Origin of the sequence: Caedibacter taeniospiralis, assembly GCF_002803295.2 — a bacterium.
GTDB lineage: Bacteria > Pseudomonadota > Gammaproteobacteria > Francisellales > Francisellaceae > Caedibacter > Caedibacter taeniospiralis.
Map to the genome: position 1 here is coordinate 51,411 of NZ_PGGB02000002.1, position 15,482 is coordinate 66,892.

General features: G+C 40.6%; 13 protein-coding genes. 5 read left to right on the forward strand and 8 right to left on the reverse strand.

The genetic code is table 11. The features are described 5' to 3' along the window. Positions 1-68 precede the first annotated feature (68 nt). From CU053_RS01100 to CU053_RS01120, 5 genes are read right to left on the reverse strand one after another with little or no spacing between them, the layout of a single operon-like run. A complete protein-coding gene (locus CU053_RS01100; RefSeq protein ID WP_100551211.1) occupies positions 69-1,037 on the reverse strand; it encodes a LysR family transcriptional regulator in 969 nt (322 codons plus the stop codon). Between the two features lie 25 nt (positions 1,038-1,062). After that, complete coding sequence (locus CU053_RS01105; RefSeq protein WP_100551212.1) at positions 1,063-1,752, reverse strand: ABC-type transport auxiliary lipoprotein family protein; 690 nt, start codon at positions 1,750-1,752, stop codon at positions 1,063-1,065. Then, the gene (locus tag CU053_RS01110; protein WP_100551213.1) at positions 1,752-2,660 is read right to left on the reverse strand and encodes an MlaD family protein; all 909 of its coding nucleotides are present in this window, start codon (positions 2,658-2,660) and stop codon (positions 1,752-1,754) included. Before CU053_RS01110 ends, CU053_RS01105 begins: the two co-directional genes overlap by 1 nt. Further along, complete coding sequence (locus tag CU053_RS01115) at positions 2,657-3,460, reverse strand: ABC transporter ATP-binding protein (RefSeq protein ID WP_100551246.1); 804 nt, start codon at positions 3,458-3,460, stop codon at positions 2,657-2,659. Before CU053_RS01115 ends, CU053_RS01110 begins: the two co-directional genes overlap by 4 nt. Before the next feature lie 17 nt (positions 3,461-3,477). Beyond that, positions 3,478-4,689, reverse strand: a complete 1,212-nt coding sequence (locus CU053_RS01120; protein ID WP_100551214.1) for an MlaE family ABC transporter permease — start codon at positions 4,687-4,689, stop codon at positions 3,478-3,480. Between the two features lie 78 nt (positions 4,690-4,767). Here CU053_RS01120 and trhA point away from each other — a divergent pair, with 78 nt between their 5' ends. From trhA to CU053_RS01140, 4 genes are all read left to right on the forward strand, one after another. Next, complete coding sequence (gene trhA, locus CU053_RS01125) at positions 4,768-5,448, forward strand: PAQR family membrane homeostasis protein TrhA (protein ID WP_100551215.1); 681 nt, start codon at positions 4,768-4,770, stop codon at positions 5,446-5,448. Between the two features lie 65 nt (positions 5,449-5,513). Then, positions 5,514-6,206, forward strand: a complete 693-nt coding sequence (locus CU053_RS01130) for a nucleotidyltransferase family protein (protein ID WP_100551216.1) — start codon at positions 5,514-5,516, stop codon at positions 6,204-6,206. Positions 6,207-6,298: 92 nt separating this feature from the next. Next, complete coding sequence (locus tag CU053_RS01135) at positions 6,299-8,101, forward strand: ABC transporter permease (protein WP_100551217.1); 1,803 nt, start codon at positions 6,299-6,301, stop codon at positions 8,099-8,101. Positions 8,102-8,167: 66 nt separating this feature from the next. Then, the gene (locus CU053_RS01140; protein ID WP_100551247.1) at positions 8,168-9,469 is read left to right on the forward strand and encodes an ABC transporter ATP-binding protein; all 1,302 of its coding nucleotides are present in this window, start codon (positions 8,168-8,170) and stop codon (positions 9,467-9,469) included. A 189-nt stretch (positions 9,470-9,658) separates the two neighbouring features. Here CU053_RS01140 and CU053_RS01145 read toward each other — a convergent pair whose 3' ends face one another. Beyond that, positions 9,659-10,978 (reverse strand): NCS2 family permease, encoded by a 1,320-nt coding sequence (locus tag CU053_RS01145; protein WP_233263302.1) that lies wholly within the window; start codon positions 10,976-10,978, stop codon positions 9,659-9,661. 361 nt (positions 10,979-11,339) lie between these two features. After that, complete coding sequence (asd, locus tag CU053_RS01150) at positions 11,340-12,182, reverse strand: archaetidylserine decarboxylase (RefSeq protein WP_100551218.1); 843 nt, start codon at positions 12,180-12,182, stop codon at positions 11,340-11,342. A 284-nt stretch (positions 12,183-12,466) separates the two neighbouring features. Here asd and CU053_RS01155 point away from each other — a divergent pair, with 284 nt between their 5' ends. After that, entirely contained in the window at positions 12,467-13,831 is a 1,365-nt protein-coding gene (locus CU053_RS01155) for an L-serine ammonia-lyase (RefSeq protein ID WP_100551249.1), read from the forward strand. A 69-nt stretch (positions 13,832-13,900) separates the two neighbouring features. Here the strand turns inward: CU053_RS01155 and CU053_RS01160 are convergent, their stop codons facing one another. Beyond that, complete coding sequence (locus tag CU053_RS01160; protein ID WP_100551219.1) at positions 13,901-15,298, reverse strand: hypothetical protein; 1,398 nt, start codon at positions 15,296-15,298, stop codon at positions 13,901-13,903. Positions 15,299-15,482: the final 184 nt, after the last annotated feature.

Here is a 15,482-nt window from a genome sequence, read left to right on the forward strand (position 1 = left end):
AAAAAGCTGTCAAATATTCCCATTCACTTGTGAAGCGGGTGGTTAAACCGTTGCATTGCTCACAGTAATTAGAGAAATCCTGCTCCTTGTTGCATATCATCCTCTAGGCACTGAATAACATATTTGTCTATTTCCGCATTCACTTTTTGAGACAAAATGATAACATCTGGATCTCGTGAAATTGTCCAGTCAGGTAGTAATTTTACTAATTGAGCTCGATCACTACTTGCTTTGACAAGTGTTTCATTAAGAATACCAATACCTAATCCCTGTTGAATAAGTTCCAATATGACAAACTCCATGCCCATCTTACAAACGATGTTCAGTTGAATTAGTTTTGTTGTGCCATCTTTCAATAATTGAATTTGCCCTGTTTCAAGAGGACTTCCAAGATAGTTGAGTCCAGTAAGATCATTTGGGTTTAAAATTGAATGCGTTAGTGAGTCTAAATATGGTTGACTCGTATATAATGCGAACTTCCCTTTAACTGTTTTAAGCACTATCCATTTATCCTGATCAAGCAAGTGTAAATGTTCTTTGAGTAAAAGTAGCATGTTAAAACTATCTGCAAGTTCCTGTAGGTGGGCACCGAAACGCGCAATCATTGTAGGTGTTATCACACCGATTTCAAAGGTTATTTGTGGGAATTTTTTTCGTAATTTTGCTAGTAGCAGCTTGGCAGCATAATGGTATCCCGCTGGAAATGCCAAGATCCTGTAAACAATATTTTGACGAATCGATTCAAAATTGCTGAGATCTATTTCTAGGCGTTCTATTTTGGGTAAAATCACTGCATAAAGCTTGTGTCCAAGTGGAGTTAAGGCAATATTTTGAACACCACTTTCACTATTTTTTAATAAAGGACCTTTGATAGCAAACTCCAGCTCGGCTAAGTAACGGCGCGCTGTTTTAATATCAATGTTAAGAGCATCAGCTGCTTTTTTACGTGAACCCTGTTGAACAAGTACTTTAAAATATACCAATTCCCGTGCGTACTTGAATAGGTTTACACTAAAACTACCGTTTTGAATGGTCATTTACTGCTCCTTTTCGAATGCTAAGTTATCCTTTTTTCAAAGGGTTATTGTGCTGCGAAGATAGCGGCTGAGAAAGAAGCCAGTCATTAAGCGTTTTTGCCAACTGTTCTGCTAACTTATTTGCAGCTTGCGCGAAGCCTTGGGCGTCGGCACTGGTTTCCTGTTCCAGAGCAAATGTCTTAACTGAGACCGCCTGTCCGCTGTTAGCATCCGTCAGGGTATAAGTTACAGATAAAATGACTCTGCTATTATTGCCTTCTATGATTTGAGTAAGCTGGTTTAGATTGCCCGTTAGACGGTAATCGGCATAGCCAATAAAATTGCTTGAAACAACGCTTTTAAAGCTTCTGTAGTGTTGCAAAGCTTGTAACAGGTTTTTACCAAGCATTTGCTGTGGCTCAGCAGCCCATGCGTTTTGGGTATAACTTGATAGCTCAAAATTATGTTCGCGATAGTACATTTGGGTTGAGTTATAAGGTGAGTCGGCTGTTAATGGGGTGGCAAACAAAGTCAGATCAAATGGCTTATTTGATGTTCGAATTCCAGCTTTTTGTGCTGTGTTGGCTTGATTTACTTGCAAGTTGGGAGAAAGAATTTGATATTGTTTGACCTGTGGCAAATCAACAGGCGATAAAATACTACAGCCACTAATGAGTTCAAAGCCTGCGGCAGCTGTCATAAGTTGTAGGGTTTTTAGATTAAGGTATTTACGCATTATTTTTCTCCAGGACCTGGTTTTTTTGGCAACTTGCCTCGTATGAGCATCGAAGGGTTTTGATTCATCTTTTTGAATAGCTCAGAAAGTTGAGCTGACGTTTGGTTAAGGCTGTCCAATGTCTGGGTAATCTGGGGTAGCAGAATATTATTAACGCCCTGCAGAGTTTGATTGTTGAAGCTTGTAAGCGTTTTACTCACATCTTCCGAGGCTTTGGCAACTGCTTTTGCGCCATGATTAACATTATCCGCAATTTGATTAAGCTGTTGAGAGCTTGTAGCTGCATTTTTAAGAATAATGTTTAAAGACTCAATACTTTGGTAAATATTTTGGCTGCTGGTTGCTAAAGCATTAGAAATATCTTCGACATTAGCCACAATGTGGTTGATTTTTTGAACATTGTCATCACTGATAATCCTGGCAACACGTGTTGATATTTGGGAGACCTGTTCCGCTACGGTACTCATTTGATTAACAATATCCGTCAAAAAGGAAGGTTTGGTATTGACGACAGGGTAGGGTGGAGAGATGGCAGGCTTAACAAGAAACTTGGTCAGCTCTTTTGATAAAGACAAAGTAATAAACACCTGTCCTGTAATTCCCTGGGGGACTAAGCTTGCATAAGTCGTGTTGTAAATGGGAATGCCCTGTTGGATTTGCATCACGACAATCACAATGCTTGGATTTTCTTTATCAATACTGATGCTTTTCACTTTGCCGACATTTACACCATTGTAGTTAATCGCAGCATTAACATTTAGTCCTGTAACTGATTCATTAAAGCGTGCAATATAGGTGTCATACTTTACATCTTTTAATCCAAATGCAAGCCAAAATCCAATAAAAATCATTGAGGTCGTGGTGATAATGATAAACAAACCTGCAACAAAATAACGATTGTTTTTCATGGCTGTGATCCTAGTGTTAGTTTGATATCCTTATTGGTTTTTCCACCATTAAAGAAATCATTTAAGTTTTTGTGTTGTGTCATTTTAGCCGCATTTTTGACGTTGTCGTGAATAAGCACTCGCTTATCATCAAGGTAAACAACTTCATCAACTATTCGCCAAATACTCTCTAGATCATGGGTTATCATGATTATTGAGAGATTTAAGTCATGCTTTAGCCTTAGTATGAGCTGATCTAGTGCATAACCTGAATGGGGATCAAGCCCTGCGGATGGCTCATCTAAAAATATAATCTCAGGATCAAGAGCCAATGTGCGAGCAAGCGCTACACGCTTAAGCATGCCACCGCTTAACTGAGAAGGATATTTATGGTAGGCATCTTCCTTAAGACCAACCATTTTAAGCTTTAAGCGAGCAATGTCGATCACAACATCGCGACTAAAGCGGGTATATTCCTGCAGGGGAAACATGACGTTTTCAAGTGCGGTTAATGCACTAAAAAGCGCACCACCTTGAAACATCATCCCCATTTGGCTGGCAAATTGCCGACGTTTTACTTCATCATCACATAGATCAGAAATCTTTTGCCCTAGTAAGTAAATTTCGCCTTCAGTCACGGGTTGCAGCATTAAGATTTCATGGATTAAGGTGGTTTTTCCAGAACCACTTCCACCAATAATTGCAGTAATCAGATGTGGGTAAATTGTAAGGTTGAGATCTTTATGCACCCAGACACCATCAAAACAGGTGCCCAAGTCTTTTATGTCGATGATTGGCTGTCTATCAGCGATCTCTGGCATGTTAAACCCCGATTGCGCTAAATAATATTGAGAATAAGGCATCTGCGACAATAACAAGGAAAAAGGAAAATTGAGTAAACAACGCTTTTTGTCGTCTCTTGACCAATGCTTAAAGAATTATTTTTTACAACCGTGCCTCGATAACAGCCCACGGTGCCGATGATTATGGCAAAAAAAGGAGCCTTGATTAAGCCTGTGAAATAGTTGTTAAAAGATATAGCTGTAGAAAAGCGTTGCAAAAAATCGAAGAAGCTGATGCCAAGGGAGGCTTTAGCCATGAGCATGCCCCCAATGCAGCTGATGATATCAGCAACCACAATAAGAAGTGGCAGAGAAATCATCATGCCAATAATGCGTGGTAAAATAAGGCGCTTAATCGGGCTTATGCCAAATGTTCTAAGCGCATCGATTTCTTGTTGGACTTTCATCGAGCCAAGTTCAGCTGCGTAAGATGATGCGGATCTTCCCGCAACGATAATCGCCGTAATCAAAGGAGCAAATTCACGTAATAAGGAAATGCCCAACAAGTCGACGACAAAAATATTGGCGCCATAGATTTTAAGCTGGGAGCCGATCTGGTAACAAAGCACAATGCCGATGAGAAAGCAAAGAAGTGATACAATAGGAACAGCTTTCGCGCCAGTTTGAATGATGATGTCGAGTAAAAGGCGCCATTTAGTTGCAAACGGGGTACGAATGACTTGCAGGTAGCTCATGACGGTGGCACCTATAAAGGCAATAAGGTTCTTACTGTCTTTGATGTAATTTGTTGTTTGTTCACCAATTTGATAAACCTTCTCGTAAGTATTTAAAGGCTGTAAACGGCTATCATAGGAGGTATAGTTCTTATGAATCAGATCAATAAGGTTTTGTTGTATCTTTGTTGCCACAATGGTGGTATTTGGAAACAGCTGTTGGATTTTATAGATGAAATAAGCGCCAGAAGTATCAAGTTTTCCAACCTTCTCTACATCAATCTTCATGATTTTTTGCTTAATATTTTTGATCTTGGCAAGTATCCTTTGGTCAATGGTTTGCCAACACCACTGCCCTGTTAAGGCTAAGATATTGTCAACAACGTGAAACTGAGCTTGATGGTTGGGCATGGAGACTTTTTCATTTTCATTATTTTTTTCATCCTTGATGACAAAATAGCGAACAACCCCACCGAAGTATAGTGGGTTACCACCAAATTCTTGGAGGCGGTTATGGCTTTTACACGTAAACATGCGATTAACTTTTGATTAATACCTGCATATAACGCACAATAGCAGCGTTTAAAATAAAATGAAAAGCTGTCAAAGTCTATGTTGGTAAAAAAGAAAATACAAGAGCAGACTAAGTCTGCTCAGGTCTTATATTCCAGGCGTGAAGAATGGTTAAATACACTGACCCATTTCGTCGGCGCTATGTTTAGCATTGCTGCGTTGATTATGCTGATCATGAAAGCCGTTGGTACAGGGCTTGTGACGAATGTGGTTGCGGTAACAGTTTTTGGAGTGACGCTGATATCGATGTATGGCGCCTCAAGTCTTTATCATGGGGTTTCTAACCTGAAAGCGAAAAAAATATTGCGTAAAATTGATCACCTGAATATCTACTTTTTAATTGCGGGAACTTATACGCCCATCGCACTTATTGCCCTGTCTGGTGTTTATGGATGGATTATTTTCACGCTGCTTTGGAGTGCAGCATTAGCAGGATTGGTTTATAAAATCCTGTTTTTTGGTGATGGTTGGTTATCAACGACTTTATACGTCATCATGGGTTGGGTAGCAATTGGTTTTATTGTTCAGATTATTAATGCTTTACCTGGCGCCTGTTTAATGTGGATTGTTTTGGGTGGTGTCCTGTACACCAGTGGTGTGATTTTTTACATGCTGGATGAAAAAATCGAGTTTTGCCATTTCTTGTGGCATCTTTTTGTTTTAGCGGGCAGTATGGCTCATTTTTTTGCCATCTATATTTACATTGCAGCTATGCGTTAATCTGCCTTGGCGATGAGAGAAAGCGTGTTTTTTAGTATCAAATTAACCTAAATCAATCAACTAAAATGAGCAAAAAAACAGAAAACCATGCGATTAGTGCAATGATATTGGCTGCGGGACGTGGACGCAGAATGGGGGATATGACAAATAAGATTCCCAAACCACTCGTAAAAGTGAACGGCAAAGCACTCATTGAATGGCAAATAGAGCGGTTGGTGAGTGCGGGGGTAAGTAACCTTGTTATCAATGTTGCCTATCTTGCTGATTTAATTGTCAGTGAAGTCGGCTTTGGTGAGCGTTGGGGAATTCATATTTGCTATCTGTATGAGCCTTTGGATGAGTATGATACAGGCGGCGGTGTTAAAAGAGCCATTCCCTGGTTGAGTGACCCTTTTGTTGTTGTGAATGCCGATGTGATGACGGATTATGATTTTTCCCATATTATGCGCTACAGTCAGCAAATGTCGGCGCTTGCACATTTGGTGCTGGTTCCCAACCCTAAGCACAATTTAGCAGGTGATTTTAGCTTAAATAGTGCGGGTACAATTATCAATAAAGTCAACCAGAGTTATACCTATACAGGGATTAGTGCTTATAAAAAAGCGCTATTTAACAAGGTATCAACAGGCACAAAAGTATCCCTGCCAGGTATTTGGCAACCTTTTATTGAACAACAGTGTATAACAGGCGAAATTTTTCACGCCAACTGGTGTGATGTCGGTACCCCTGAGCGTTGGCAGGCAGTAAATGGGAAATGAAAAGTAACGATAAAAGAAAATATTCGATGGTTTCATTTGGAAGGCTCTTCAGGTAGAATCTCACGCCATGAAGATATCCCCTGAATCTTGCAATGGAAAAGTCATTCTATAATATCCCTGCCACGCGGTTATTGCCCAGTAGATGGGATCTTTTTTCTTTATTTCTTGTGCTGTCTATAGTTTTTGTGGTGGCCTGGGTTTGCAGTTCTTTGGGTGGGGTAGTTGATTACCGAAGTTCACAAAGTGTTGCACAGTATCAGCATATTTCCATGGACTTATGGAATTTGCCTGGATATGCAGCCAATACGACGGTGCGAATGTTTATGGCACTTTTATGTTCGTTTATTTTTAGCTTTGCCATTGGCGCCTGGGCTGCCAAAAGCAGACGGGCTGAGAGCATCATTATCCCAATCATTGATATTTTGCAGTCGATTCCCATTCTGGGTTTTCTGGCAATTACAGTTACGGGTTTTTTAGCTATTTTTCCCTACTCATTGTGGGGTGCGCAATTAGCCGTTACTTTTGGACTCTTCACGGCACAAGCATGGAATATGATGTTGAGTTTTTATCAATCACTGAAAACGATTCCTAAAGAATTGCGCGAAGCTGCCGATATGTATCAGCTATCTGGTTGGCAGCGTTTTTGGAAACTGGAGGTCCCTTTTTCAATGCCAGGACTCATCTGGAATACGATGATGTCAATGTCCGCAAGTTGGTTTATGGTCGTGGCTTCTGAAAGCATTGTCGTGAATTTTTCAGCAAGTACATCAGGCGCAATCAACTTGCCAGGAATAGGCACGTTTATTGACCAGGCTAATAATGATAGGAACTTCACTGCCGTGATTGCAGCGATTATCGTCATGTTATTGGTTATCGTTCTTTATGATCAGTTGATTTTCAGACCGATTGTTAAATGGTCAGAGAAGTTCGTGGTCAGTGAAATGCAGCAGGAGACAGGATCAAACTCATGGTTTTTAAAACTCCTGCAACGCTCAACGATCTTGCAAAGCTTTAGTTATTTTATGACGTTGCAAGCCAATCGACTCGTCAATATCTCCTGGTTTAAAAAGGATCTTGATAAAAGTTATAATCAGGCTGTGCATCAAAAAATTGGCAAGGGAGACTCACGTTTGCAGGCAGCGATTTGGCAGTTGTGCGTTGTGATGAGCATTGCTTTGTTTTTGTATTTGGCATGGCGATTTATTTACGTCAATACACAGGAACCCATTACCTTTCAGGAAACAGCTAAAGTATTTGGTTATGGTGTATTAACTGCACTGCGTGTATTTGTGATCATCGTCATTGCTTCAATGATTTGGGTTCCTGTGGGTATCTGGATTGGCCTTCGCCCTGCCGTGGCTGAAAGAGTCCAGCCATACGCGCAGATTTTTGCCGCTTTTCCTGTCAACGTACTTTACGGATTGCTTGGAACAGTTGTGATTGCCTTTAATCTAAATTTTAATATCTGGTGTATCGTGCTCATGGCATTGGGAACTCAGTGGTATATCGTATTTAATGTAATCGCTGGCGCTTCAGCAATTCCGCATGAGTTGAAGATGGCAGCTAAGAACATGCAACTAAAAGGCATGGTCAAATGGTTTAAGTTTTTATTTCCAGCGGTTATGCCATTTTATGTTACAGGAGCCATAACCGCAGCAGGCGGAGCCTGGAACGCAAGCATTGTCTGTGAATATATTAACTGGGGTAAAGACTCCGTGATTATGGCTTCTGGCATTGGAGCATATATTTCACAGCAATATAATGCGCCAGGTGATCACACTGCCAATATCGCGCTTGGTGTGGCGGTGATGTGTATTCTGGTGGTACTGACTAATAAGCTATTTTGGCGGAGATTGTATAACTACGCTGAAAAGCGTTTTAGCATGAATATGTAACTGAGTTTACATACTTGAAGGTGAAAAAATAATATGGCAATTGAAATAATCCATGGCACAAAGCAAATGGCAGCAAAAACAATTTTAAATGTTAATAAAGTTTCCAAAGCATTTAAAAAATCGGATAGGCAGGACCTGATTGTTTTGGATCACGTTGATTTTACGATGAAAGAAGGGGAAATTGTTGCCCTTCTGGGTAAATCAGGTTCGGGCAAGTCAACCCTGCTTAGAATCATTGCAGGACTGACGGCACCTACTACTGGTGAGGTTATTTATCGCGAAAAGAAGGTTTCAGGCCCAGTGCCTGACATCTCGATGGTTTTTCAAAGTTTCGCTTTGATGCCATGGTTGACCGTTTTACAGAATGTAGAGCTTGGGCTTGAGGCGAGAAACATAAGGGCTCAAGAACGTAAGGAAAAAGCGTTAAAGGCAATTGATATGATTGGCTTGGATGGTTTTGAAAATGCTTATCCAAAGGAGCTTTCAGGAGGCATGCGTCAACGGGTTGGTTTTGCTCGCGCGTTAGTGCTACAGCCTGATTTATTGCTGATGGATGAGCCTTTCTCAGCGCTTGATGTCTTGACAGCCGAAAACTTACGCGAAGATTTGCTTAAGTTATGGGAAAAAAACGATGCGATGAAAGGCATTTTATATGTTACCCATAATATTGAAGAAGCGGTTTTAACGGCAGATAGAATTATCATTTTTGGCAGTAACCCTGGATTTATTCGTGGTGAGCTAAAAGTTGATTTAGCCCATCCTAGAAACTCAAATGATGAAGCGGTTGAAGATTTAATCGATGAAGTTTATCGCATGATGACGACAGCTGAAACACGAGAGTTAAGCGAGCGGATGAATAAGCGTAAAGCGCTTAATATTGGCTACCGTTTGCCAGATGCTGAAGTATCAGAGCTAACGGGTTTATTAACAGAAATGGACGATCTTCAGGCAAAAGGTTCGATTGACCTGCCTGATTTGGCGGATCATGTACGCTTGGATATTGATGATTTATTTCCGATTATTGAAACATTATCCGTGCTTCATCTGGCAAGTGTTTTAGATGGTGATATTTTGATGACGGCTTTAGGTAAACAGTTTATGAATGCCGATATCGAAGAACGTAAGATTATTTTCTCCAAACTACTGGTGCAACATATCCCACTGGCTCGTCACGTGGTGAAAGTACTGAAGGAGCGACCAAATAAAAAAGCGCCTGAATCACGCTTCTTATCTGAGTTGGAGGATCACCTAAGCGATGATGAGGCTCAGCGCGTGTTCAGTACTTTTATTGGCTGGGCGCGTTATGCCGAAATTATTGAATACGATGCAGCAACAGGGATTTTAAGTTTAGATGAAACGAATACTTAGTGTTTTCAGTGAGTAATGTGGAAAACCTGGGTTTGCCAGAATTTTTGTCCATTTTTACCTGACCACTACCCCCATTCTTGAGACTGGTCGCTATATTGTAAGGGTTAGTGGTTCAGGTTTATTTGAATAAACGTAGGGGTGTATTGAATACGCCCTTGGGGGCAAAATATGGTCAACACCGAAAGTCTGCTAAAGAACCTTTAATGAATTAAGCATAATCAAAAAGCAGCATAGTGTGATAATCACAGGCATTGGTTTTAATTGGGTTCTATCCTTGATAAGAACAATGATAAACCAGCTGATCATACCCCAAACAATGCCCTCAGATATCGAAAGTGTCAGCGGCATTAAGATAATGGTCATAAAAGCAGGAACCACTTGTGAGAGATCATCCCAGTGAATTTGTTTGACCGAGCATAGCATAAAACTACCAACAATAACGAGGGCAGGTGCCACTACAAACATAGGTACCATCATTACCAGAGGTGCTAAAAATAAAAAAGGTAAAAATAGTAAACCTGCGACAACTGCAACGAGCCCCGTGCGTCCACCAACGGAGATCCCCGTAATTGATTCCACGTATACCGAGGTTGGCGAGCTGCCTAAAAGACCTGATGATGCTGATGCGAAAGAGTCGACAATTAATGACTTCTTAATACGAATTGGCTGACCATCTTTATCAAACCAGTTTGAGGCTTGTGCCAGGCCAATCAGCGTGCCTGTGCTGTCAAAAATGTTAATAAATAGAAAGGTAAATATGGCTGGAATAATCGCAATTTTAAAGCTTCCCAACCAATCTATTGAGAAGAAAAGCGAAAAATCGGGTGGTGAGAATATATGTGTTGGCGTGTGCATGATAATTTCATCTCCAAATAAGCGACCCACTGGAAAAGAAAGTACACAGCCTACAATAATCATCAGTAAAATAGCGGCTTTAAAGCGAAAGGCAAGGAAGATGATCAGGGCAAAAAAACAGATCAAAAATATCAAGGTTTCTGCGGTCAAAGGTGCAATTTCCAAGAGCCCTGAAGGCGCTTGATGAATGAAACCTGCATTATAAAAACCAACCAAAGCAATGAAAATTCCGATACCTGCACCGAGTCCATGCTTAATGCCATCAGGAATTCCCGCAAGAATTTTAGTACGAATGTTAAAAAGGGCCAAAAGTGCAAAAATAATCCCTGACCAGAATGCCGCACCCAGTGCCACCTCCCATGGAATTCCCCAGGCTTTGACGATGGTATAAGTAAAAAATACATTCATCCCCATAGCAGGGGCAAGTGCGTAGGGGTTTCTGGCATAAAGACCCATGGCAATGGAAGCAAAGGCTGAAATGATCACAGTACTTGTTACCAGTGCGTTTTCAGGCATCCCTGCTTGAGAAAGGATTTTGGCGTTCACCACGATGATATAGAGCATTGCAAGAAAGGTAGTGATGCCTGCAATAAGCTCGGTGCGTAGGGTGGTGTTATATTTTGCAAATTCAAAATAATGAGATAAAAAATTCATGGTCGATGAGTAAGTCAGCTAGTCTTCAAGCGCGCTATTGTAACATGAAATATAAAACATACCACGATCAGATTGCATGCTTAGGGAATGAGATTTTTAAAATTTACCTTAGGGTGCAAGATTACGCATTCCCACGCGGGAGCATGGTAAAGAAGATGGCAGTGAGAATTTAGAAAAACTGGCAAGCAGGGCTTTAGATCAGATTCGTCAAAAAAACTATATTGCTGAATTAAAAGCTCAACCACAGGCAAAACGAATCCTTATGTTGGGGCTGGCTTTTAATCATAAGCGCGTTGTTGTCAAACATCATTGGCAAACAAAGAATAAATAGGAACTGAACTTTATATTCATAGGCTGATTTTTAACCAAAAGATTGAGTTGCAATCATTTCACCCATTTTGGTGCTGCCCAACATGGCATTACACCAATGAACTTTGTGATCAGGAAATAATGTGATAATCGTTGAGCCAAAGTTAAACAAACCGATTTCATCCCCCTTGTTAAAGTGTAAATTTTGATCTTTGTAATCAAAGTGAGTCACTTTGTTATAGTAGTTTGGCGCAACAAGCTTATGCCAAGCCGTTTCAATACCAGCAACCAGCATCGCACCGACAAAAATTACGGCGATTTCGCCAATCACGGTATCAAAATAGCAGATAAGGCGCTCATTTTTAGCAAAGACATCATCGATATTTTCTGCGGTGAGCTCACTCACAGAGAACAGTTTCCCTGGGATATAAATCATGCGTGTCAGCTGCCCATCCAGAGGCATATGCACGCGATGATAATCCGAAGGGGATAAGTAAATCACGGCAAAATCGGTATAGTCCGCCGTATGAGTATTTGCAGTTAATGCCTTTAAAGAAAAGGTTTTGCCTTTTGCCTGAATAAGTCTGCCATGTGTTATTTCTCCAGCCTGAGTTATCTTACCATCGGCAGGTGAAACAATGCTGTGATCATTTTGATCAATCGGGCGTGCTTGCGGTTTTAATCTTCGTGTGAAGAAAGCATTAAAGCTTGTGTAGGCTTTAGGATCCTCAATCAAAGCATCGCTTAGGTCAATCTTAAAACGTTTGATTGCCAGTGAGATTAATTTGTTTTTGATCGCAGGGTTTTCGCAGTTGGCAAGTCTGCCTGCCAGGCGTGATAAAAAGGCCTGTGGTAAGATTTTCTGAGTGGTTAAGAATAAAGTATCTTTAAACATGCGTGATTTCGCGATATATTTTGGCGGGCATTGTAAATTATTTTACTTCTGCCAGCCACTGATTTATTGTGAGCGAGTTTTGGCTATGACCATCTTCCTGCCCACTTGCATTAAATTCCCCTCTTTCCAAGAGGGGTGGACACTTGCCTGACCACTKSWRRRYACTTGCCTGACCACTTCAAAGTGGTCAGGCGTGCGGACGGAGTGTTTAAAGTAAAATAGGCGGGAAGATGGTTATAGCCCGAGTTTTAATGGGTCTGAACTCCTTAAGGGCAAGTGTTTCTATGAATATTAGTATTTTCGATCTGTTTTCAATTGGGGTTGGACCTTCGTCATCGCATACTGTGGGACCTATGCGGGCGACGTTTCGTTTTTTGCAGAGAAATGAAGCCTATCTGAAAAATACAACGCGCTTTAGTATTGAGTTATTTGGTTCGTTAGCGCTAACGGGAAAAGGACATAAGACCGACTATGCCTGCATCCTGGGTGCAGCAGGTTATGAACCGCGCAGTATTGATATTAGCAAGGCAGCGGCAGGTTATGAGCAAATACTCAAAAGCAAAAAGGTGCGTTTACTAGGGCAATATGAGATTGATTTTGACTACGCAGAAGACTTGATTTTTCACTACAGTGAAGCCTTGCCTGAACACGCTAACGGTATACTTTTTACCTTATGGGATAAAAATGGCGCGAAACTTAGTTCGTTAAAATATTTTTCTGTAGGAGGGGGATTTATTCTGGATGAGCATGAGATGCGTAAGCAAAATGATCCAGCCCCTGTGGATGCTCATGAAGTGCCTTTTCCTTTTTCAACGGCCAAGGGTTTATTGTATTTATGTCAAACGCATCAAATGAATATTGCTGATTTGATGATGGCAAACGAGTGCTCATTGCGAAGTAAAGAAGAAGTCGAAAAAGGAGTATTGCAGCTATGGCAGGTGATGGATCAATCGATTGATAAGGGTCTTATGACCGATGGTGAGCTGCCAGGGGGACTCAAAGTCAGGCGTCGCGCTTATAAGCTTAAAAAGCGTCTGGAAGAATCACGTTTGGATATTAAAGATCTGAATTGGCTAAACGTCTTTGCGATAGCAGTTAATGAAGAAAATGCCGCAGGTGGCAAGGTGGTTACTGCACCAACTAACGGTGCCGCAGGCGTTATCCCTGCTGTTCTTAAACATCATATATTGAGTCATCCATTTACCACTACAAAAGAGATCATTGATTATTTACTGACTACTGCCGCGATCGGAATTTTATTTAAGAAAGGAGCTTCTATTTCCGCGGCGGAAGTGGGTTGTCAGGGAGAAGTGGGTGTTGCTTGTTCCATGGCAGCTGCGGGACTTTGTGCACTTTTGGGCGGGTCGGTAGCACAAGTAGAAAATGCGGCTGAAATGGGGATGGAGCACAATTTGGGGCTTACCTGTGATCCGATTGGCGGCTTGGTGCAAATCCCTTGTATTGAGCGTAATGCTATGGGTGCGGTACAGGCAGTTAATGCAGCGAAACTGTCATTACTTGGAGATGGTGAGCATCATGTCAGCTTAGATCAGGTAATTCAAACCATGAAAGAGACAGGTAAAGACATGTCAACCAAGTATAAAGAGACGTCTCTAGGCGGATTAGCCGTAAATCTGCCCGCGTGTTAGGGCGTTTGAAGGAAATATGACACATGTTTAACTTGCTTTGCATTATGGAGGACGTGGAAAGCCCAGTGCTTAACTTAGTGCCATTACACTTTGATCAACTTCTTTTAATTTGTTTGATTCTTCAGTGTGCTTAAACAACAACCAGTTTCCCGTTGTACATTTATTGACTATATTGGCGATCATTCCAACGATAGTCACATGGCTTAAAAAATTTGTTAAAGCACTTAATATTTTTCTGCTGGTAGAATCATCAAGTATTGCCCTGCATTGAGCTTCAGACTCTTTAATCCTTTCTATATACTTTGTTCTGTTTTTATCATCTGTGCCTGGGCTCCACAAACTATCATCTGCGAACGCTACGGTTGCCTTAAATAATTCGTCTTTGTGACGATTAATCTCTGATTTTTGTTGTGTATTTAATACACTTGAGCGTGAAATTTGCTCACAACTCGTATCAATAGTCATAAGAGTCTTTTCTAATGTCTCAATGCTTTGAGATAACTCCTCTTTGATTGATGTCTCCCACTGACCATCCCGTAACTTTTGATATATTGTTCCAACTAAGAATTTAAGCTCGAGATTGGTTGCCTGAGTGGATAATTGATTTATATCATCAATTGCCTTAAAGTTGGCGATATTTGGCTCAAATTTTATAGGAGATTGATCAATGCCATATTGCTCAGATACCTTATGAGCGTCCTCTGTTAACACAAGTTGTGCTCTTTTCTCATTTAGTGCGTCCAGGGTTTCTATGTTGTTCGCTTTAATAAGCTCAAGAAGATTCTTTATTTTCGTATCATAAGTACCCCGCATAATTGATTTCAAGGCCTGCTTTTGCAGCTTTTCCCCTTCCTCTGTTTGCTCTGGCTGAAATAATATTTTTTCAAACTCTTCCTGGGTTAATGACTTTGTCTCCATTACCGCTTTTAAAGCGGAAATTGTATGATAAAAGTCAAAAGTTGTTAGTGCCGCTTCAACCGCGCTATTTTGTAATTCGTTGTATAAGTCTCCCTGGTCTTTCACATATTCTTTTAACTCCCGATACTTTATGGCTGTGGGATCAGTAGTTTCAAGATCATCTACTTCAAGTGGACTTAAGTTATCATTTACCATATCGGTTGCTGTTAATTTTTCAAAGGTATTAGCAACGGCTTGTGAGTACGCTGCTCCAATAAAGAAACGCCGCTCCTTCGACCAATTGGCAGTATCCAAAAAATACTTAGTACGCAAAGACTCCTCTCCTAAAGTGGTGCCAAAATCAAAATCCTTTAAAATTGCATCATATGTTAATGGTTTGTACTGTTGTAACTTCTCTTTGACTACAGGTTCTTCTACTTTTATGAGTGAACCTTTTAAAGTTAAATCTTTTATTCCCACGATGGCGTCTATTAATTTTGTCTGATCAAACAGAATTTCATTGAACTGTTGTAAAAAATAGTTTTTATAATGTTCTTTTGACAATGGCATCTTTTTTCTCCTGTGCATATTGCTAAGTTTAGGAATGCTTTTATATCATGCTTGTGGTCTGTTGCAAATGGAGGAGTCCACAATCGGACGAAATGATGAATAAAATACTCCAAAAGTTACGTACTTTCGCAGGTTTTCTTATTCCATATAAAATGCTGATTCGCCTATATTTTCACGAGTCTTG

Coding starts and splice junctions, on each gene's coding strand:
- trhA (WP_100551215.1), top strand. CDS start 4,768: ATGTTGGTAAAAAAGAAAATACAAGAGCAGACTAAGTCTGCTCAGGTC.
- CU053_RS01155 (WP_100551249.1), top strand. CDS start 12,467: ATGAATATTAGTATTTTCGATCTGTTTTCAATTGGGGTTGGACCTTCG.
- CU053_RS01160 (WP_100551219.1), bottom strand. CDS start 15,298: ATGCCATTGTCAAAAGAACATTATAAAAACTATTTTTTACAACAGTTC.
- CU053_RS01130 (WP_100551216.1), top strand. CDS start 5,514: ATGAGCAAAAAAACAGAAAACCATGCGATTAGTGCAATGATATTGGCT.
- CU053_RS01110 (WP_100551213.1), bottom strand. CDS start 2,660: ATGAAAAACAATCGTTATTTTGTTGCAGGTTTGTTTATCATTATCACC.
- asd (WP_100551218.1), bottom strand. CDS start 12,182: ATGTTTAAAGATACTTTATTCTTAACCACTCAGAAAATCTTACCACAG.
- CU053_RS01135 (WP_100551217.1), top strand. CDS start 6,299: ATGGAAAAGTCATTCTATAATATCCCTGCCACGCGGTTATTGCCCAGT.
- CU053_RS01115 (WP_100551246.1), bottom strand. CDS start 3,460: ATGCCAGAGATCGCTGATAGACAGCCAATCATCGACATAAAAGACTTG.
- CU053_RS01140 (WP_100551247.1), top strand. CDS start 8,168: ATGGCAGCAAAAACAATTTTAAATGTTAATAAAGTTTCCAAAGCATTT.
- CU053_RS01120 (WP_100551214.1), bottom strand. CDS start 4,689: ATGTTTACGTGTAAAAGCCATAACCGCCTCCAAGAATTTGGTGGTAAC.
- CU053_RS01105 (WP_100551212.1), bottom strand. CDS start 1,752: ATGCGTAAATACCTTAATCTAAAAACCCTACAACTTATGACAGCTGCC.
- CU053_RS01100 (WP_100551211.1), bottom strand. CDS start 1,037: ATGACCATTCAAAACGGTAGTTTTAGTGTAAACCTATTCAAGTACGCA.
- CU053_RS01145 (WP_233263302.1), bottom strand. CDS start 10,978: ATGAATTTTTTATCTCATTATTTTGAATTTGCAAAATATAACACCACC.